The organism is Archangium violaceum Cb vi76, assembly GCF_000733295.1.
GTDB lineage: Bacteria > Myxococcota > Myxococcia > Myxococcales > Myxococcaceae > Archangium > Archangium violaceum.
Genome location: NZ_JPMI01000303.1, coordinates 1 through 18302, shown reverse-complemented (window position 1 = coordinate 18302; position 18302 = coordinate 1). Strand labels below are relative to the sequence as shown.

General features: G+C 67.2%; 14 protein-coding genes and 1 pseudogene. 8 read left to right on the top strand and 7 right to left on the bottom strand.

Annotated elements, in window-relative coordinates; all coding sequences use genetic code 11:
* Nucleotides 1–178 precede the first annotated feature (178 nt).
* The 4 genes from Q664_RS42115 to Q664_RS58495 all read right to left on the bottom strand — a co-directional run bounded on the left by Q664_RS42115 (nt 179) and on the right by Q664_RS58495 (nt 4996).
* Nucleotides 179–1978: a TIR domain-containing protein gene (locus Q664_RS42115; RefSeq protein ID WP_160174620.1), complete on the bottom strand. Its 1800-nt coding sequence runs from the start codon at nt 1976–1978 to the stop codon at nt 179–181.
* Nucleotides 1975–2511, bottom strand: a complete 537-nt coding sequence (locus Q664_RS42110; protein WP_160174619.1) for a M12 family metallopeptidase — start codon at nt 2509–2511, stop codon at nt 1975–1977. Before Q664_RS42110 ends, Q664_RS42115 begins: the two co-directional genes overlap by 4 nt.
* 285 nt (nt 2512–2796) lie before the next feature.
* Nucleotides 2797–3210, bottom strand: a complete 414-nt coding sequence (locus Q664_RS42105; RefSeq protein WP_043409819.1) for a hypothetical protein — start codon at nt 3208–3210, stop codon at nt 2797–2799.
* 445 nt (nt 3211–3655) lie between these two features.
* Nucleotides 3656–4996, bottom strand: coding sequence for a hypothetical protein (locus Q664_RS58495; protein WP_152622647.1), 1341 nt, complete (start codon nt 4994–4996; stop codon nt 3656–3658).
* A gap of 432 nt (nt 4997–5428) precedes the next feature.
* On the opposite strand from Q664_RS58495, the gene Q664_RS42090 reads away from it, so the two are divergent.
* A complete protein-coding gene (locus Q664_RS42090; RefSeq protein ID WP_043409919.1) occupies nt 5429–7033 on the top strand; it encodes a PKD domain-containing protein in 1605 nt (534 codons plus the stop codon).
* Between the two features lie 237 nt (nt 7034–7270).
* Here Q664_RS42090 and Q664_RS42085 read toward each other — a convergent pair whose 3' ends face one another.
* Complete coding sequence (locus tag Q664_RS42085; RefSeq protein ID WP_043409816.1) at nt 7271–9892, bottom strand: DUF4962 domain-containing protein; 2622 nt, start codon at nt 9890–9892, stop codon at nt 7271–7273.
* Between the two features lie 312 nt (nt 9893–10204).
* On the opposite strand from Q664_RS42085, the gene Q664_RS42080 reads away from it, so the two are divergent.
* Entirely contained in the window at nt 10205–12154 is a 1950-nt protein-coding gene (locus tag Q664_RS42080) for a glycoside hydrolase family 15 protein (protein WP_052519343.1), read from the top strand.
* A gap of 15 nt (nt 12155–12169) precedes the next feature.
* Here Q664_RS42080 and Q664_RS42075 read toward each other — a convergent pair whose 3' ends face one another.
* Nucleotides 12170–12574: a DoxX family protein gene (locus Q664_RS42075; RefSeq protein WP_052519342.1), complete on the bottom strand. Its 405-nt coding sequence runs from the start codon at nt 12572–12574 to the stop codon at nt 12170–12172.
* Between the two features lie 147 nt (nt 12575–12721).
* Nucleotides 12722–12910: a 50S ribosomal protein L32 gene (gene rpmF / locus Q664_RS42070; RefSeq protein ID WP_043409813.1), complete on the bottom strand. Its 189-nt coding sequence runs from the start codon at nt 12908–12910 to the stop codon at nt 12722–12724.
* 250 nt (nt 12911–13160) lie between these two features.
* On the opposite strand from rpmF, the pseudogene plsX reads away from it, so the two are divergent.
* The 6 genes and pseudogenes from plsX to Q664_RS42040 all read left to right on the top strand — a co-directional run.
* A pseudogene (gene plsX, locus Q664_RS42065) lies at nt 13161–14226 on the top strand (phosphate acyltransferase PlsX).
* Nucleotides 14227–14274: 48 nt separating this feature from the next.
* Nucleotides 14275–15258 carry a beta-ketoacyl-ACP synthase III gene (locus Q664_RS42060; RefSeq protein WP_043409812.1) on the top strand — a complete coding sequence of 328 codons (984 nt, stop codon included), beginning with the start codon at nt 14275–14277 and terminating at the stop codon, nt 15256–15258.
* A gap of 29 nt (nt 15259–15287) precedes the next feature.
* Nucleotides 15288–16220 carry an ACP S-malonyltransferase gene (gene fabD, locus Q664_RS42055; RefSeq protein ID WP_043409808.1) on the top strand — a complete coding sequence of 311 codons (933 nt, stop codon included), beginning with the start codon at nt 15288–15290 and terminating at the stop codon, nt 16218–16220.
* 1 nt (nt 16221) lies between these two features.
* A complete protein-coding gene (gene fabG, locus Q664_RS42050; protein WP_043409805.1) occupies nt 16222–16968 on the top strand; it encodes a 3-oxoacyl-[acyl-carrier-protein] reductase in 747 nt (248 codons plus the stop codon).
* Between the two features lie 103 nt (nt 16969–17071).
* Nucleotides 17072–17314, top strand: a complete 243-nt coding sequence (gene acpP / locus Q664_RS42045) for an acyl carrier protein (protein ID WP_043409801.1) — start codon at nt 17072–17074, stop codon at nt 17312–17314.
* Nucleotides 17315–17393: 79 nt separating this feature from the next.
* The coding region (locus Q664_RS42040; RefSeq protein WP_043409799.1) for a beta-ketoacyl-ACP synthase II at nt 17394–18302 on the top strand (909 nt) is incomplete at its 3' end.

The window sequence follows — 18302 nt, the reverse complement described above, 5'->3', positions numbered from 1 at the left end:
GCAGCCGTCAGCGGCCCTCACCTCTTGTTCTGCTGCCGCCCGCTCCCCCCAACAGGGCTCCTGTCCTTCCTATACGTCCCGCAGACGCCATCACGCCTTGCATGACACGGAGGTCATGCCGGCTTCGTTCATCCCGCGGAACTACTCGGTTTCCTGGGCACGGCCAGCCATCGTGAACCTACGGGGCGCGCAGCGTGTCGAGCCAGTCCTGGCACCAATCCCTCAATGCCTCTTCAGAGAGAGTGCTCCAGAGGGGGAGTCGCCGTGCATCGGGGTGCACCACTGGCGTCTCGTCTAGTTTGAAGAGCCAGATACGCATTCCCTCATTGCGGTGGCGCCTCAGAGCGCTAGCAAGCTCGTCGTAACAGTACGGGCTCACGGCGAAGTGACGGCTCCAGAAGATCGCGCAAACGTCGGCATGGCGCAGTCGCTCATGAATGACGGCCTGCAGATCCTTGCCGTGCTCATTCGGCTCATCTCCGAACACGGGTACGAGTCCACGTTCTATGAGCTGGCTGGCGAACAACTTGGCGATCGATGCGTCTTCAATCGCTCGGCTGACAAAGACCTTGCCCACGCGGGCCGAAGGATCGATGGGGGCCCGGGCAAGGCTCCTGATGAGCTTGGGCAGACTCTCCACGCCATTACGACGGTTTAGTTCCTGCGCGACTCCCAGTCGGGTGTATAGGTCCTTGTGCCGCAGGAATGCTTCCCCCGCTGACCCGCCGAGGAATGCGAATGGGATCACGGGTACTCCCCGGGCCTCCGCGAGTCGGATCAGAAGACTCGAGCTGCCACCGGTCGCGCCCCCCAGTGCGATGACAGCGTCCACCCTCTCGAGCGCTTGGAGTTGACAGTAGAGCCATGTCTCCGCACTGAACTCTTTTTGACCGATCACGGGGTACCAAAATTCCACGAGTTTGACACGCTCGTTGTCGAGCTCGCGCTTCAGGGCCTCAAAGTTTTTCCGCGTGTTATCGCCGTCGGGCATGAAGAGGCGAATGATCGTTGCGCTTTGAATGCTTGCATACCCCAGCGCGACAGGGTAGTCAGCGGATTCAGGCCATGGGTTGCATATACACAGCTTGATGCCGTTCTCGGCCAGTTGCCGTCCAATGGCATTGCACGCGATTATAAACTGCTGCTCCTGGCCGCCTGTTGCTTTGTCGGGGCTCCCCCCTATGAACAAGACTGACTCGACAAAGGTGGAACTCTGAAGTGGTTGGGCGGGAGGCATTTTGGCAACCCGCAGTTCCGCGCTCCCTTGCAGATGGATCTGTGGCTGCGCGTTGAGTTCGGCATGAGAACGCTTGATCTGCTCCTGAGCCCAGCGGGCGGCACTCACCAGATCGATGAAGTCTTTCCCTTGTGCCATGCACGCGCCTGTCGAGATGGCTTTGGTCAGGTAGTCCGTTAACAGTCCGCCATGCTGGGGGGTCTCCCACGCATTACCCGTTCCAGTTGCACTGATGATGAGACCCGGGATTTGGTTGTCTTGCTGGAAACCTGTGATGGCAGGGTCGCGAAGCGCCTCACCCGCCCAGCAGCAATCCAGGACGACGGCCCACTCGGCAAACCCTCTGTTCTTGAGTGTCCTGACGACATCGAGAACTGGCAGCGTCGTCGTATTCTGCTCATTCTCTTGGCTGTTCGTTAGGAGCAGGCGTAGATCGCACGCCCCCAGCACTGCGCCATGTCCTACGAAGTAGAAAATTGCCAGGGCGTCTCTATCCAGTCCATTGACAAACGACTGGAACGCCTGTTTCACCACTGACGAACCCGTGTCAATCCACTTGTAGGAAGTCGGCTCTGGGGCCGCCAAGCCGCGCCCGCCCTTGCGCGAGACGAAGACATTCCAAATCTTTTCTACGTCGTCCCGAACTCCCGCCAGTTTCGGCAGTTCTTTTTCCCCTTGCTCTTTCCCCCATGGAGTGTTTGAACAACCCACCACGAAGAGTCCGGTATGCTTGACGCTCATGGTGCTCGTTTGCCGTAGAGATCTTGCACGAGTTTGGTGTCGCCACTCGACAGGCTTGTGTTCCTGGGTATCGGGCTGCCCGCCATCAGCCATGCTGCTGGAAATGGGTAGGCCATGATGGAGAGAGAATCATACGGGATGGTATCGACGACGGCGCGCGTGAACCGTTTGAGAATGTTGCGTTCCACCTGTTCGAGAGACCAGTTGTAAGGGTGACTCGTCATGTCGCTGATGATTCGCTGCTCATCCAGCGTCACTTGTGCATCGGGGTGCTGATGCTCATGCCCCAGGCCCAACGCATGACCGAACTCGTGCAGCACTGTTGCGGAATCGACATCCGCTAGATTCATCGAAGCTTTGTGGTAGCCGAGATTGCGATGGATACTGTCCGTGCCAATGTAGGACCAGTTGCCGAGTTGCTGATTGAAGCTCACGCGAATCTCCGCATCGAATGCAGTGCTTCTCTCGAATTCCAGCTTTGCGGCGGTGGACCAGGGCTTTGCAAACTCAAGGACCTTGTTCTGCTGATCCACGGTCCCTCCCATGAATTGAACCCGCAGGATCATCGGAGCCTTGTGCCACACAAGGTCTCGGAGAACCACTCCACGGGCAGTCGCATTTGTCTTGAGCAACTCGGGCGGCGGTGAGGTGAAGCGGCGAGGTGGGAAACTCATGACGGTTCTCCGACGATTCCAGGACGATACTACATCGAATCAGGGACGGATACTTGGTATCATGGTCAGCCGCGTCAGCAGTATTGGCGGGTGCGAGCCTGGCCCCGGCGCGAGGGTCGCCCCAGGCAGCGTGTGTTGAGGCGCTCAAGACAGCCAGCAGGCCCAGGCTCCTGCCGCGCAACTCTTGGGGCCCAGTCCGCTAGGCTTGAATCTGTCCGGGTTGAAGTCCGGACGGTCCAGGCCCGGCCGCATGTTGTCGAGAGTCATCGGCTTGGGGCCGTTCTGCAGGCCCAGCTTGTTGCCGTTGATGTCGGGACGCGGCGTGAATTGGGGCTTGGCGTCCGGCTTGGGAGTGCTGGGCTGGAAATCCAGAATCCGGTCACCTGCCTCGGCAGTGTCAGCTTCGACATGGCGGCAATCCTCCCGGTCGCTGGCCTGACGGCTGCTGTGTGCTTGTCCAAGAAGCCATTGGCGGTAGGGCCGCGTTTGCTCGTGACGGCCGCGAAGGGAGGCGTTGGGCCCTTCGAGATCCAGCTTGGCGCTGCTCTCGGCGCGCATGTGACAGCGCTGACCCGCGACTCCTCCCCTGTCGACAGGTTGCATGAGCTGAGGGGCGACAGAAGCCGCGAGCGATGCCGCTGCACCGTTCGACCTCGTCCTCAAGGGCGTGGGCAGTGTGCTGCTCTGCAAGGCTTTGAGTTGACTGGATTCCGGGATGCGTTCGCGTCCAGTTCGGCGATGCGGCGGAACGAACTCACCACCTTCGACGCACGTCGTTTCTGCTCAGGATCCGGAGGCTCGCACAGCGGCTGATGCGTCGTGAATTCTTCGGCGAGGCGGTTCTTGACTGAGGTGCCGCCACTCACCGACTGCTCGCGAAAGCCTTCGTCGTGGAGCACTTACGTTCGACGAGGGGCAACCAGTCCGAAGTTGGCAATCGCTCGCTTCGGACTTCACGGCAGTGAGCGACAAGAGGGTCCCCCGTGAGGAGGACCCTCTCGAATCAGATGGGCAGCATCTTGAGGAGGTCCTTCACCTGCTGGGGAGCGGCCTCGGTCTCACCCAGCGCGCCCGTGTATGCACCCAGCAGCGCGGAGGCGGGGTTGACCTTGCCAGTCCCCAGCGCCCCGATCACTCCCTCGGCGGCTCCCTTCCAGGTCTTGACCACTCCACCCAGGCCCCCCTCGATGACGCCCTTGACGCCACCCTCGGAGTTGCCAATCCCAGTCAGGACATTGCTGACGCCCGGAATGAACCACAAGTGCTTGCCCGCCTCGCCGGCGAACCACTGGAAGTTGTCCTTGTTGCTCCCGTCCTTCTTGACGTGGGTGTCGTTCGTGGTCGGCAGCCGGTGATCCTTGCCCAGGGAGGAGTAACCCTTCTCGGCGAAGTCCTTGACCATTCCGGCCTCGGTGCCGTGCCGGGCGTCTCCGTCCTTGGTGATGCCCTCGATGTTGCCGTCTCCCTTTCCACCCTGGACCTTGCCCGTCCGCTCACCACCGTCGGAAATCTTGGAGCTGTCGATGTACTCCAGCACCTTCGCCAGCCGGTAGACGGCATCGGGGTTCTGACGGGAATCCTTCAGGTCGAGCTTGGGATCCACGCCGGTCTGCTTGCACAACTGATCGAACTTGATGTCCTTCTGACGACCGAGTTTGGCCAGCGCGGGAGAGTCGTTGACGATGTCCGCCGCCGAGCGGGTGTCTCCCTTCGGCCGCTTGTCCGTGGCCTGGGGAATGGGCGTCCCGTCCGCCGCGAGCGGCGCGGCCGGCGCGGCGGGCCTGCTCGGGGGATTCTTGCTGGCGACCGAGGGGAGGCGGGGGGCCATGGTGGGGGCGAGGTCCCCGCCAAAGCCAGGGGGCAGGCCACCGGCCGAGTAGGGGTCCATCATCGGTGCACCGGCCAGCTCCGGCGGCAGGCCACCCGCGGCGGCGTAGGGGTCAATCATCGGCGCACCACCGAAGCCCTGGCCCAGGCCCGCGGCGGCGTAGGGGTCCATCGCGGGCGCCATCAGCTGCGGCGCCATCATGCCGAGCGTGGAGGCGGCGTCGAGTCCGGCCCCAGCCAGCCCCGCGGCCCCACCGAAGGCATCACCCACGCCACCCAACACATTGCCCAGCCCGTTGAGCTTGGAGTTGTTCAGCCTGCTGGGCTCGAAGCTGTCCCGGTTGAAGCCCGGAGCGTTCAGGCCCGGCTTGTTGCCGTTGATGTCGGGGCGCGGCGTGAACTGGGGCTTCACGTCCGGCTTGGGCGCGCTGGGCTTGGGCGCGCTGGGCTTGAAATCCGGAACCTTGTTGCCGCCGCTCTTGAAGAGGTTGCTCGCACCACCGAGTTTGATGCCCATGACGTGCTCCGGAAGAAAGAGGATTGAGAAGAGGAAGCCGAGATGGAGAAGCGTTTTGCAGCGCGCGTGCCAGGCCTTGGCTCCTGGCGAAGACGCTGTCTTCTCAAGGGGTTGGGCCAAGGGGAGCGCGCCTCGGGGCCCAGACTGGTGACGGGGCTCACCAGGCGGAGGGTGGAGTCGAGTCACCACTGGTGAGTGGAGTCACCAGGGGGGCTGGGTCTGCCGGGTGTAGATGCGGGCCGAGGCGTCGTCGAATCACGAGAACTCCAGCCATCGTCCTTCCCCCCCATACGCTCAAGTCCGCGATTTACCTGTTTAGAGCGATTTGCATGTTGACACCCCGGTTTTGGCGCTCGCAATGTGCGCCCGTCGCCGAAACTGCGCATCGAGGCCACCACCGCGTCCATGACGCTCATCGCAGGGGATTTCACCATGCCGAAGTCGAAGAACCTCTTGTCCTGCCTTCGTTCCGCCCGCCGGGCCTGGCCGGGGCTCACCGCCCTTGCCCTTGCCGCGGCCACGCCGGCCGCCCATGCCGATTCGGCTATCTACGGCGGCGGCCCGTTCTATTCCGGCGGCACCGCGGTGATGGACGACCTGCGCAACTCGGGCTTCACCACCGTGATGTTGTGGAGCTTCCACATCGAGGACAACGGCGACCTCGTCTACAACGACATCCCGGTGGTCAAGAACGGCGCCTACATTGGCGATCCGGCCTGGCCGACGCGGCTGGCCACGCTCAAGACAGCGCCGACCTCGGTCAATCGCATCGAAGTATCGATCGGCGCCTGGGGCGTTCCCGATTTCGAGCGCATGATCAAGCTGGTCAACGGCACCGCCGCTGGTTGTGGCAGCACCCTCGTTTGCGGCACCGGCAGCAACAGCATCCTGTACCGCAATTTCCAGGTGTTGAAGACCGTCACGGGCGCCACCGCGGTCAACTTCGATGACGAGAGCGCCTACAATCTCGCCCCGACCACCCAGTTCGGGCAGATGCTGATCGGCCTGGGCTACAAGATCACCTTCGCGCCCTACACCAATCAGAGCTTCTGGAGGAGCCTCAAGGACAACCTCGGCAGCGCGGTCGATACCATCTACCTGCAGGTGTACGACGGAGGCGCTGGCAACAACCCGGCGAGCTGGAACACCGCGATGGGTATGACCGTCGACCCGGGCCTGTGGTCGCGTCACGGCTCCGGCTGTGGCAGTGGCGACAGTCCGGCCACGGTGCAGAGCAAGATGAGCAACTGGAAGGCTTCCGCCGGCATCTCTGGCGGCTTCATGTGGCTGTATGACGATATCCAGGCGTGCGGGTCTCAGGGCACGGCCGCGCAGTACGCGGCGGCGATCAACACCGCTGTCAGCGGCAACACCCCGCCAGTGGCCAATTTCGGTGTCACCGTGAGCGGATTGACCGCGACCTTCAGCGATGCCTCTAGCGACAGCGACGGCAGCATCACCTCGCGCAGCTGGAATTTCGGCGACGGCAGCGGCTCGACCGTGACGAATCCCAGCCGTGTCTACGCCAGTGCCGGCAACTACAACGTCAGCCTGACCGTGACCGACAACGGCGGCGCCAGCCATACCAAGACCCAGACCGTCTCGGTCGGTGCCGGCTACGCCAACCTGGCGCTCAACAAACCGGCGACCGGCTCCACCGCCTGCAACAGCAGCGAGACGCCGGCCAAGGCGGTCAACGGCAGCGTCTCCGGCGGCACCACCGACAAGTTCTGTTCGTTGGCCTCTCCGTCCTGGCTGCAGGTTGATCTCGGCTCGGTGCAGACGGTCAGCAGCTTCGTGGTCAAGCATGCCGGCGCGGGTGGTGAGTCGAGCACCTGGAACACCAGGGCCTTCACCATCCAGACCTCCAGCAACGGCACGGCCTGGAGCACCCCGGTGACGGTGACCAACAACACCGCCAGCTCCTCGACCCACTCGATCAGCGCCACCTCGGCGCGATACATCAAGTTCAACGTGACCACCCCGTCCCAGAACGGCGATCCCGCGACGCGCATCTACGAATTCGAGGTGCGCTGACGGAGCCACGGGCGGCTTCACGCCGGAGCTGGTCAACCGGCTCGGCCAGGAGGGATGGCTGGACGCGGCCAATCCCTCACCGTGGTCACGCCCTATGGGGGCTCGCTGCAACTGCAATTCAGTCAGATGCTGTTGAATTGGGCCAGGCAGGCACAAGGAATAGAGCCGCCCAGCATGCGGGCAGCCGCAAATCATTGCGCTCAAGAGCGATGCCACCCCTCCAGGCCCAAGGGCAGCTCAATGCGTGGGCGGGCGTGAGCGGCGGCGCCGGCAATGGGCGAGCACTCCGCCCAGGGCGAGCAGGCTCCACGTGAAGGCGAGTTGTTCTCCTCCCACGGCACAGGAGGGGCCCACACGGAAGCGGGAGGTCCCGGGCTCCGGTGCCTCGAGGGGCGGCATCGCCGAGGTAGTGCCTTCCTCGGGGTCGTCCCCACCGGAGTCGGAGGTCGAGGGCTCGAGGTCGATCGGGGGCTGGGGATCGGCGGAGTCCACGGGCGTGACGTCAGCGGGAAGCGGAGCGTCGATCATTCCCACCACGATGGCGTCGCCGTCGCGATGGAAGGGGACCTCCACGCCGTTCCAGAGGACGCGGGTGGCCTGGGGCGCGTGGACGCGGGGCGAGCCCTGCCCGTTTCCAGACAGCCGCAGCGTCTCGGTGGCGAGCCCGTCCGCTTCCAGCAGCCGGATGCCGTCCGTCTGGCTGATGAGCGTGCGCGAGGCATCGGAGAGGCTCGTGCCCTGGACGAGCAGCACCCGGGTGGGCGTGGTGCCCTCGTAGCGCACGACACCGGCGAGCCCCTCCAGCCGGAAGCCCCCCGCGCTCCGGCTCTGTCCGGGCAGGTCGTTGAAGAGGGCGTAGACGGTGGCGGTGCCCTCGGTCACCTTCAGCCCCGCATCGGGCGTCCGCGCGTCGAGTGCCTTCACCACGGGGCGCGAGGCCCAGGCCGACTCCGGCGTGGGCACCAGGGCGGTGAGGAAGGTGGCGTTGGCGGAGGCGGTGGTGGGCTTCACCTCGGCGTGGGTGATGGAGCCGGTGGCGTTGAACTTCTGGACGTGGACGGGCTTCTGCTCGGTGAAGGTGGCGTCGAAGGACTCGGGGGCCACCACCGCGACGCCGAGGGCCTGGCCATTCTCGCCGCGCCCGTGGAGCCAGGTGCCCTCGCGGGCCGCGCCATTCATGAAGTGGCAGGACCACCGGTACACGTGGGAGCGCGACGCCTGCACCACGTCTCGCAGCACCACCCACTTGCGGTCGAGGAAGAGGGCATGCCGGTCCCAGCGGCGCAGTCCGAAGGTGGAGGCGTAGAGCGAGGCGCCGTCGCCGATGGTGTAGCCGTAGTGCTCGCTGGAGCCGAAGAAGGGGATGCCGCCCTTGCGGTCGAGGTACCAACCGTAGGACGCGGCGGAGTCGCTCCGATCGCGCACGCCCTCGCCGAGCTGGCCCACGCCGTCGATGGTCAGCGAGTTGTGGAAGACGGTCTGGTTGGCGGCGGGCCCCGGCGAGCCCGTGTGGCCGATGTAGTAACCGGGGGCCTCGGGGGCGAGCCACGAGCCCTGGCCATACAGGTAGAAGCCGTTGTCGTCGGCGTGGTCGTGGCTGATGTTGAGGGTGCCGCGAGGCTCCATGCCGCTCTTCAGCCACTGCCACCCGGCCATGCCGCCATACGGGCCGTTCTTGAGCGCGAACAGGAGCGAGCCCTTGTCCCAGCCGCCGCGGAACACGGCCACCTGCTGGTTGTCGCCGTACCAGTCCAACGGCAGGGCACGCGGGTCCGCGGCGCGCAGGGAGGCGTCATGGAAGAGGAACTCGAAGACGCGCTGGTTGAGCTCGGGCGCGTAGCTGCTGAAGGTGGTGCCGCGCAGCCAGGTGTCCGCCGTGGCCTGGGCCACCGGGTCCCGGTAGCGCGTGGCGGCGTAGCGCAGGGGCATCAGCCCCATGTCCTTGCTGATGGCGTAGAAGTTCCCGTGGAGGAGCAGGGACTGATAGGGCCGCTCCGGGAGCTGGGTGGCCGCCAGGGCGCGCGGCATGGCCTTCACCAGGGCCAGGTCTCCCACGTCCGTGCCGGTGACGCGCTGGAGCGCGCTGACGAAGGGCAGGTGCCAGCTCAGCCCGTACGTGACGTAGCCGAAGCCCTCGTGCCAGAGGCCATCGGTGACCAGATCCAACACCCGCTTCACCTTGCGCGCGTTGCCGGTGGCCAGCTCCAGCCACGGCTGCGTGGTGCTGTCCGGCAGCTCTCCCCGGGTGGCGAGCGCCGCGAGCCCGATGGCGGCATGGTTCACCCAGTTGTGGTTCTGCAGGTACTCGTCCGCCCACCACTCGCCGCCCTTGGAGGACTGCATCAGGGCGTTGGCGTTCTGCTGGAGGGTCGCGCGGACGCGGGAGGCCTCGGCGGCGGAGAGCTTCGGGGCCACCAGATCGTAGGCCACCGCGACGCCTCCGAGCAGGTGCGACTGGATGAGATCATGCGTGCCGTCGAGGTCCAGGTTTCCCCACGAGGAGACCGTCAGCAGCCACGCCCTGGCCAGCTCGAGGTGACGGCTGTCGGTGGACACCTGCCCCACGAAGGCGAGCACCACCAGCAGGTTGCCGACCTCGCGGCGATCCAGTTGCAGCGTCTTCCCGGTCGTCTTCCAGGTGACGAGCCCCGAGGGCGCGACGGTGCTGTCCAGGTAGCTCGTCGCGCCCTTGAGCAGGGGCTGGTAGATGGCCTGGTGGGTCGTCTGCGCCTTCTGGCGCAACGCCTCGACCTGGGAGGCGTCGAAGAAGAGGCCGGGGTGGGGCCCCGCGAGCGCGGGAAGGGCCACCCACAGCACCAGCCAGGACAGCGCCCACCCACGCGTGAGGAAGTGCTTCATGCGGGGTGGATGCCACCCTTTATTCCGCCCACTTCCCACACGGGGGCGGTGGAGGGCTCGCCCGCCAGGCCGGGGGTCGTCCTCCGGGCCTGGACGTGTTCGCCAGGGTGCTCGGCTGGCCTTGGCGATCGGCTGCGGGGCGGCCGGCTGGGGGACGGCATACCCGGAGGCCAGGAGGAGCTCCGCGACGGCCCGGGTGGCCTTGCAGACCTCCAGGGCGCGGCTCGGAGTGGATGTCCGGCTGGTGTCCGCCCGGGTTGGCGTCGTGGTCCGCGAGGGTTCCTACCCTTGGGGCAGGAGAGGGCAGCGTGCATGGACCTCTACAGTGCCGCCAAGCGGATGAACCGGCCGTTCCGGTTCTCGAATCCGGCGTCGTACCGGGAGATCTCCCTGGCCAGCCGGGGGCTGATCGGGGACGGCATCACGTGCGCCCTGGTCCGGCCGGACGGTGTCATCGACTGGCTGTGCTTTCCCCGCTTCGACAGCCCGAGCGCCTTCGCGGCGATCCTCGATGACGAGCGGGGCGGTTTCACCGGCATCACTCCCGCCGTCTGGCCCTTCGAGAGCCTGCAGCGCTACGACCCGGACACCAACGTGCTGGAGACGCTCTTCCGCGTCGAGCGCCAGGGCGTGGTGCGGATCATCGACTACATGCCGTGGACGAACGATCCCCGGGCCACCATCCACGAGGTGCACCGGCGCATCGAGTGCGTGGAGGGCTCACTCGAGCTGGACGTCGTCTTCGATCCGCGGTTCAGGTTCGGCGAATCGGAGACGCGGGTGGATCTCGAGGAGCATGGGCTGGTCGCGAAGGGCGCCCGGGGTGAGCGGATGGTCGCGGTGCTCGATGGGGAGGCGCACTGGGCGCCGCGGGGCGGGGCGGGCCTGCGGACGCGCATCCGGCTCGGCAGGGGAGAGCGGCGCTGGATGATCCTCGCGTGGGACTCGGAGCACCCGGAGCCCGTGGCCGCGTACCGGCCCTACGAGCTGCTCCGGGCCACGCGACAGGCCTGGCGGGAATGGTCCCGGCAGCTCCAGTACGAGGGGCCATGGCGGCACCATGTGCTGCGCTCGGCGCTGGCGTTGAAGCTGCTGATGTACGCGCCCACCGGCGCCATGGTGGCCGCGGCCACCACCTCGCTGCCCGAGTGGATTGGAGGGCCTCGCAACTGGGACTACCGCTACAGCTGGGTGCGTGACGCGGCCATGGCCGTGCGGGCCACCAACCTGATCGGCTACCCGACCGAGTCCCGCGAGTTCTTCTACTTCGTGCGCGACACGCTCAAGCACGGCGAGCCCCTCCAGGTGATGTACTCGCTGGATGGGGGGCCGGTGCCCGAGGAGCGGATCCTCGAGCACCTGTCCGGGTTCCAGGGCTCGAGCCCCGTGCGGATCGGCAACGATGCGCGGGAGCAGCTCCAGTTCGACACCGCGGGGGCGCTGCTGGACGCGGCCTATCTCTACGAGCGGTTCGGGGGCCGGCTGCCGCTGCGCACCTGGGCGCTGCTCAAGCGGGTCATCGAGACCACCGCCCGCCGCTGGCGCGAGCCGGATCACGGCATCTGGGAGCCGCGCCGGGAGAAGCGGCACAACGTGCACTCCAAGCTCATGTGCTGGTTGGCGCTCCACCGGGGCCGCCACCTGGCCCGGCTCTTCGCCGAGCCCGCGCTCCAGGAGTTCTGCACCTACGAGGCGGAGCTCATCCGCCAGGACATCCTCCAGCACGGCGTGGACCCCACGGGCCGGCACTTCGTGGGCTTCTATGGGGGCAACGAGCCGGATGCCTCGCTGCTGCTGCTGCCCATCGCGGGGTGCTTCCGGGCGTGCGAGCCGCTCGTGCAGGAGACCATCGACTGGTTGCGCTCGGAGCTGGGGGCGGGCCGTTTCCTGCGCCGCTACCGGATGGACGATGGGGTGGCGGGGCCGGAGGGGGGCTTCCTCCTGTGCGGCTTCTGGCTCGTCGAGGCGCTGGTGCTGTCCAACCGGCTGGATGAGGCCGAGAAGGTCTTCATGCACCACGCGGAGGCGGCCAACCACCTCGGGCTGCTCGCCGAGGAGGTGCACCCGCTCACGCGCGAGCAGCTGGGCAACTTCCCCCAGGCCTTCAGCCACCTGGGGCTCATCAACGCCGCGGCGCGCATCGATCTGGCGCTGCGGATGCGGGACGAGGGCGAGCTGGCGCCCCCGCATCTGCTCGAGACCGAGCCGCCTCCCATCGCGGGCAGCTCCTGCCATGACGCGTGGCTCGGGCCGGCGCCGTGAAGGGGGGCGGGGTGCTCAGCCCATCGCGGGCTGGGCGGAGGGCCGCGGCTCGTCGGCGCCTCGCGACACCCGGTGCCAGAGCTGGTGCGAGGTGAGCAGCACGCCGAGGAAGATGAGCGGCCCCATCACATTGCTCGTCGGGTCTCCCGAGGCGTAGTGGGACACCGAGGCCGACACCAGGTTGATGGTGAAGCCCGCGTAGGCCCACTCGCGCAGCGTGCGCGGCACCAGCGGCACCGCCAGGGCCACCACGCCCAGCAGCTTCGCGGTGCCCAGCAGGGTGCGGAAGTAGTCCGGGTAGCCGAGGTGGCGGAAGCCCTCCACCACCTGCGGGCTGCCGGAGAGGCCCGAGTAACCCGAGTACGACATCATCAGGCAGAACAGGCCGGTGAAAACCCAGTACGCGATCTTCAGCTTCATGTGTTTCGTGTCTCCCTGTCGTGCCGGGGGCGGGGAGCCATGGCCGGCGCGGCCGGGACACTAGAGCCGTTCGCTCCAAAGCAGAAAGGCCGCCCCTCGCGAGAGGGAACGGCCTTCGTGCCTTCCAGTGGAACTGGAGTCAGGTGATCAGGCCTGGGCGCCCGGCACCGTCTCACGGCCCTTGTAGTGGCCGCACGCCGCGCAGGCGCGGTGGGGGAGCACCGGCTCCTTGCAGTTGGAGCACGAAATCACCTGCACCGCGCTCCGCAGGTTGTTGTTGGCCGCCCGGCGGCGGTCACGACGCATCTTGGACGTACGCTTCTTGGGAACACCCACGGCTCACCTCTGTATCGTCACGGCCCTGGACTCCGGGGCTTCCCCACCAGTCCCGACCGGCAAAAACTCGGAAGGCGGCGGACCCTAGCCGCTCGGAGCGTGTGAGTCAACGCGCGTGTGCGGGGGTCGCCGTGCCCTGTCCAACCCTGACCTGGCCGGGCCCATTCTTACGTCCCCGGGCCCGGGGGTGTCCACCCGCTTGCTCTCCGTGCTCCCAGCCTCGGGGCGTCCATGGAAGGATGCGCCCGCGATGAGGCTCGTCCTGGATGCGATGGGGGGTGACCATGCCCCCGCGGCCCCCCGTGGAGGGGGCTCTCCTGTTCGCGCGCGAGCACCCGGCGCACGAGGTGGTGTTGGTGGGGGACCCGGTGCGGCTCCGGGAGCCCCTGACCCGGGCCGGGGGGCTCCCCCCCAACGTGCACCTCCACCCCGCCTCCCAGGTGGTGGAGATGGAGGATCACGCCTTCTCCGCCATCCGCCGCAAGAAGGACTCCTCCCTCCGGGTGGGCTTCGAGCTGGTGCGCCGGGGGGAGGCGGACGCCCTGGTGTCGGCGGGGCACTCGGGCGCGGTGATGGCGGGGGGGCTGCTGGTGTTGGGCCGCATCCCCGGGGTGGAGCGCCCGGCCATCGCCACGCTGCTGCCGGCCCTGGAGGGGGTGGGGCGCTGTCTGCTGCTGGACGCCGGGGCCAATGTGGAGTGCCGGCCCGTCCACCTGGCCCAGTGGGCGGTGCTGGGAGCCGCCTACGTGCGCGCCCGCCTGGGCATCCCCCGCCCCCGGGTGGCGGTGCTCTCCAATGGCGAGGAGCCCTCCAAGGGCACCTCCCTCACCCGCGAGGCCTCCGAGCTGCTGCGCGCCTCGGAGCTGGACTTCACCGGCTACGTGGAGGGGAAGGATCTCTTCTCCGGGGAGGTGGAGGTGGTGGTCACCGATGGCTTCACCGGCAACGTGGTCCTCAAGACGTCCGAGGGCGTGGCGGCGGCCGTCACGGGGCTCCTGCGCTCGGCCATCGAGCGGCGCGGAGGTCTGCCGGAGAAGCTGGGCGCGCTGCTGCTCCAGCCCACCTTCACCGGCCTGAAGAAGGTGATGGACTACGCGGAGTACGGCGGCGCACCGCTGCTGGGAATCGAGGGCGTGGGCATCGTCGCGCATGGCCGCAGCTCGCCCCGGGCGATCCAGAAGGCGCTGGAGGCCGCCCTGCAGACGGCCCAGGCGGGATTGCGCACCGAGTTGACGCGTTGCATCGCGGACGCCTCCGCCTGGCTCCCCGCCCGGCAGCGGGGAAAGGGAGCGACAGCCGAGGCCTTTTCCGATTAGAGAGCGCGCCCGAGGCGTTCGTGTCCGGTACACCCACTGGGAGTCCCCTTGGCACGCACGCAAATCATCGGTACCGGCTCGTACGCACCGGAGAAGGTCCTGACCAACGCCGACCTCGAAAAGATCGTCGACACGACCGACGAGTGGATCACCGCGCGTACCGGTATCCGCAAGCGCCGCGTGGCGGCGCCGGGCGAGGCGACCAGTGACATGGCCGTGCAGGCGGCCCGCCGTGCGCTGGAGATGGCGGGGATCCAGCCGGAGGAGCTGGGGCTCATCGTGGTGGGCACCGTCACGCCGGACATGCCCATGCCCTCCTGCGCGGCGGTGGTGCAGGCCAAGCTGGGCGCGAAGAACGCCTTCGCCTTCGACGTGTCGGCGGCGTGCTCGGGCTCGCTCTACGCGCTCAACGTGGCGGACCAGTTCATCCGCACCGGCCAGGTGAAGCGCGCGCTGGTCATCGGCGCGGAGATGCTCAGCCGGGCGGTCAACTGGGAGGACCGCAACACGTGCGTGCTCTTCGGGGACGCGGCGGGTGCCATGGTGCTCGCCCCCACGGAGGACGCGGATCGCGGGCTGCTCTCCACGCACCTGTACACGGACGGCTCCTTCGCGGACATCCTCTGCATCCCGGGCGGCGGCACGAGCAAGCCCACCTGCGAAGAGGTGCTGAAGGAGAAGCTGCACACGCTGCACATGAATGGCCGCGAGGTCTTCAAGTTCGCGGTGCGCGCGCTGGCGGATGCGACGCACACGGCCCTGAAGTCCAATGGGCTGCACGTGCGGGAAGTGGACCATGTCATCTCGCACCAGGCCAACATCCGCATCCTCGAGGCGGTGCTGCAGCGGCTGGAACTGCCGGTGGAGAAGTGCTGGCTCAACCTGCACGAATACGGCAATACGTCCTCCGCGTCGCTGCCCATGACGCTGGACGAGGCCCACCGGGCCGGCCGGCTCGAGCGGGGAGACGTGGTGGCGATGATGGCCATTGGCGCGGGGATGACGTGGGGTAGTGCGGTGATGCGCTGGTGACGCGCTGTTGAAAGGGAGGGAGCAGGAGCATGTCGAAGATCGCGTTCGTCTTCCCAGGGCAGGGCAGCCAGGCTGTCGGCATGGGGAAGGACCTGTACGAGAAGTTCCCCGAGGCCCGGGCCGTCTTCGAGGCGGCCGACGAGGCGCTGGGCGAGAAGTTCTCCCAGGTGTTGTTCGAGGGACCGGAGGCCTCGCTGAAGCTGACGGCCAACACGCAGCCGGCCATCCTCACGGTGTCGGTGGCGGCGCATGCCGTCTTCTCCAAGCGGGGACCCGTGCCGGCCTTCGTGGCGGGGCACTCGCTGGGTGAGTACTCGGCGCTGGTGGCGGCGGGCGCGCTGCAGCTGGCGGACGCGGTCCGGGCGGTGCGGGCCCGTGGCACCTTCATGCAGGAGGCCGTCCCCGAGGGCGTGGGCGCCATGGCCGCGGTGCTGGGCCTGGAGCCGGCCAAGGTGAAGGCGGCCTGCGACGCGGCGGGCGAGGGGCAGGTGGTGTCCCCGGCCAATTACAACTCGCCGGAGCAGACGGTGATCGCCGGCAGCGCCCAGGCCGTGGAGCGGGCCATCGCCAAGGCGAAGGAGATGGGGGGCAAGGCGAAGCTGCTGCCCGTGTCCGCCCCCTTCCACTGCGCGCTGATGGAGCCGGTGAAGCCCCGGCTGGCCGAGGTGCTGGCGAAGGTGAAGGTGTCCGCTCCCTCCGTCCCGGTGGTGACGAACGTGGAGGCCGCCCCCAACAGCGACGCGGCCCGCGTGGTGCCGCTGCTGCTGGAGCAGGTGAGCTCCTCGGTGCGCTGGGTGGAGAGCATCCAGGCCCTCCACGCCCAGGGCGTGACGCGGGTCGTCGAGGTGGGCCCCGGCAAGGTGCTGAGCGGCCTCATCAAGCGCATCACCAAGGATATCGAGTCGTTCAACGTCGAGGACTCCGCGAGCCTGGAGAAGACCCTCGCGGCACTGGGAGCCTGAGATGAGCGCGTTCAAGGACAAGGTGGTGCTGGTGACGGGTGGCTCCCGGGGTATCGGCCGCTCCATCGCCGTGGGCTTCGCGAAGCAGGGCGCCACGGTGGTGTTCAGCTACGCGGGCAACGAGGCCGCGGCGCAGGAGACGCTGGGCCTCATCCAGGCGGCGGGCGCCAAGGGCGAGGCGGTGCGCTTCGACGTGTCGGACGCCACCGCCTGCGCCAGTGCCGTGGAGGGTGTGCTCAAGACGCACGGCCGGCTGGATGTGCTCGTCAACAACGCGGGCGTGGCCGTGGACGGCCTGGTCATGCGGGTGAAGGACGAGGACTGGGACAAGCAGCTGGACACCAACCTCAAGGGCGCCTTCTCGCTCATCCGCGCCGTCAGCCGGCCGATGATGAAGCAGAAGGGCGGCGCCATCATCAACCTGACCTCCGTGGTCGGGGAGATGGGCAATGGCGGACAGGCCGCCTACTCGGCGTCCAAAGCGGGCCTCATCGGCCTGACCAAGTCCGTGGCCCGCGAGCTGGCCAGCCGGAACATCCGCGTCAACGCCGTGTCCCCCGGTTTCATCGGCACGGACATGACCTCGCACCTGGGCGGGGAGACGCGGGAGAAGATGGAGGCCGCCATCCCCCTGGGGCGCCTGGGCTCCCCGGAGGACGTGGCCAATGCCGTCCTCTTCCTGGCCAGTGATGCGGCCGCCTACATCACCGGAGAAGTCCTGAAGGTGAATGGCGGCATGTACATGTAGCCAAGGGTTGGATCGGCGACGGTCGTGGGTTATACCGCGCCCGCTTACATAGGTCCGGGGAGTATGCCGGGCCACCACGTGGTTCCTGGAGGGTTCAATACCTATGTCGACTTCTGCTATCGAGGCCAAGGTCAAGAGCATCATCGCCGATCAGCTGGGCGTGGGGGAGGAGGAGATCAGGCCGGAGTCCTCCTTCATCGAGGACCTGGGCGCGGACAGCCTCGACATCGTGGAGCTGGTGATGGCGATGGAGGAGGAGTTCGAGGTCGAGATCCCCGACGAGGAGGCCGAGAACATCAAGAGCGTTGGGGACGCCATCAACTACATCAACACCCACAAGAAGTAGGCATCACCGTAGGGCCGGGGAGCGCTGGACCCCCCGCCAGCGTTCCATGGCAGCAGCGCGTATTTGAGTGGAGAGCAACGTGTCAAACCGTCGAGTCGTCGTCACCGGCACCGGAATCATCACGGCACTGGGAACCGGGACCGAGAAGAACTGGCAGGCGATGCTCGCCGGCAAGTCTGGTATCGGACCCATCACCCGCTTCGAGACGAAGAAGATCGATACGAACTTCGCCGGTGAGGCGAAGGACTTCGAGCCGGAGCAGTTCATCGACAAGCGCGAAGTGCGCCGGATGGACCTGTTCTCCCAGTTCGCGCTCGCCGCGGCCGAGATGGCCGTGAAGGAGAGCGGCCTGCCGGTCGGTCTGGACAAGCCCAACGGTTATGCGCCCGAGAAGGTGGGCGTCATCGTCGGCTCGGGCATCGGCGGCCTTTCCTCCCTGGAGGAGCAGCACCGCAAGGGGCTGGAGAAGGGCTTCGACCGTCTGTCTCCCTTCTTCATCATCCAGATGATCATCAACATGGCGCCGGGCCTCATCTCCATGCGCTATGGCTGCAAGGGCCCCAACTGGGCGCCCGTGTCGGCTTGCGCCACCAGCGCCCACGCCATCGGCGAGGCCTGGAAGTCCATCCGCCTGGGTGAGACGGACGCGGTCATCGCCGGCGGCTCCGAGGCGGCCATCACCCCGCTGGGCATGGGTGGCTTCTCGGTGATGAAGGCGCTGTCCAACCGCAACGACGACCCGGCGGCCGCCAGCCGTCCCTTCGACAAGGATCGCGACGGTTTCGTGATGGGCGAGGGCGCTGGCGTCATCGTGCTCGAGGAGCTGGAGCACGCGAAGAAGCGCGGCGCCAACATCCTGGCGGAGCTGGTGGGCTACGGGGCCAACTCGGACGCGCACCACGTGACGCAGCCGGCCCCCGAGGGCGAGGGCGCGGCGCGCTGCATGCGTCTGGCGCTGCAGTCCGCGGGGATGAACCCCGAGGACATC

Bases quoted from the DNA above. Each gene is read 5' to 3' on its own strand.
- Q664_RS42115 (WP_160174620.1), bottom strand. From the start codon at position 1,978: ATGAGCGTCAAGCATACCGGACTCTTCGTGGTGGGTTGTTCAAACACT.
- Q664_RS42105 (WP_043409819.1), bottom strand. From the start codon at position 3,210: ATGCGCGCCGAGAGCAGCGCCAAGCTGGATCTCGAAGGGCCCAACGCC.
- Q664_RS58495 (WP_152622647.1), bottom strand. From the start codon at position 4,996: ATGGGCATCAAACTCGGTGGTGCGAGCAACCTCTTCAAGAGCGGCGGC.
- Q664_RS42090 (WP_043409919.1), top strand. From the start codon at position 5,429: ATGCCGAAGTCGAAGAACCTCTTGTCCTGCCTTCGTTCCGCCCGCCGG.
- Q664_RS42085 (WP_043409816.1), bottom strand. From the start codon at position 9,892: ATGAAGCACTTCCTCACGCGTGGGTGGGCGCTGTCCTGGCTGGTGCTG.
- Q664_RS42080 (WP_052519343.1), top strand. From the start codon at position 10,205: ATGGACCTCTACAGTGCCGCCAAGCGGATGAACCGGCCGTTCCGGTTC.
- Q664_RS42075 (WP_052519342.1), bottom strand. From the start codon at position 12,574: ATGAAGCTGAAGATCGCGTACTGGGTTTTCACCGGCCTGTTCTGCCTG.
- fabD (WP_043409808.1), top strand. From the start codon at position 15,288: ATGTCGAAGATCGCGTTCGTCTTCCCAGGGCAGGGCAGCCAGGCTGTC.
- fabG (WP_043409805.1), top strand. From the start codon at position 16,222: ATGAGCGCGTTCAAGGACAAGGTGGTGCTGGTGACGGGTGGCTCCCGG.
- acpP (WP_043409801.1), top strand. From the start codon at position 17,072: ATGTCGACTTCTGCTATCGAGGCCAAGGTCAAGAGCATCATCGCCGAT.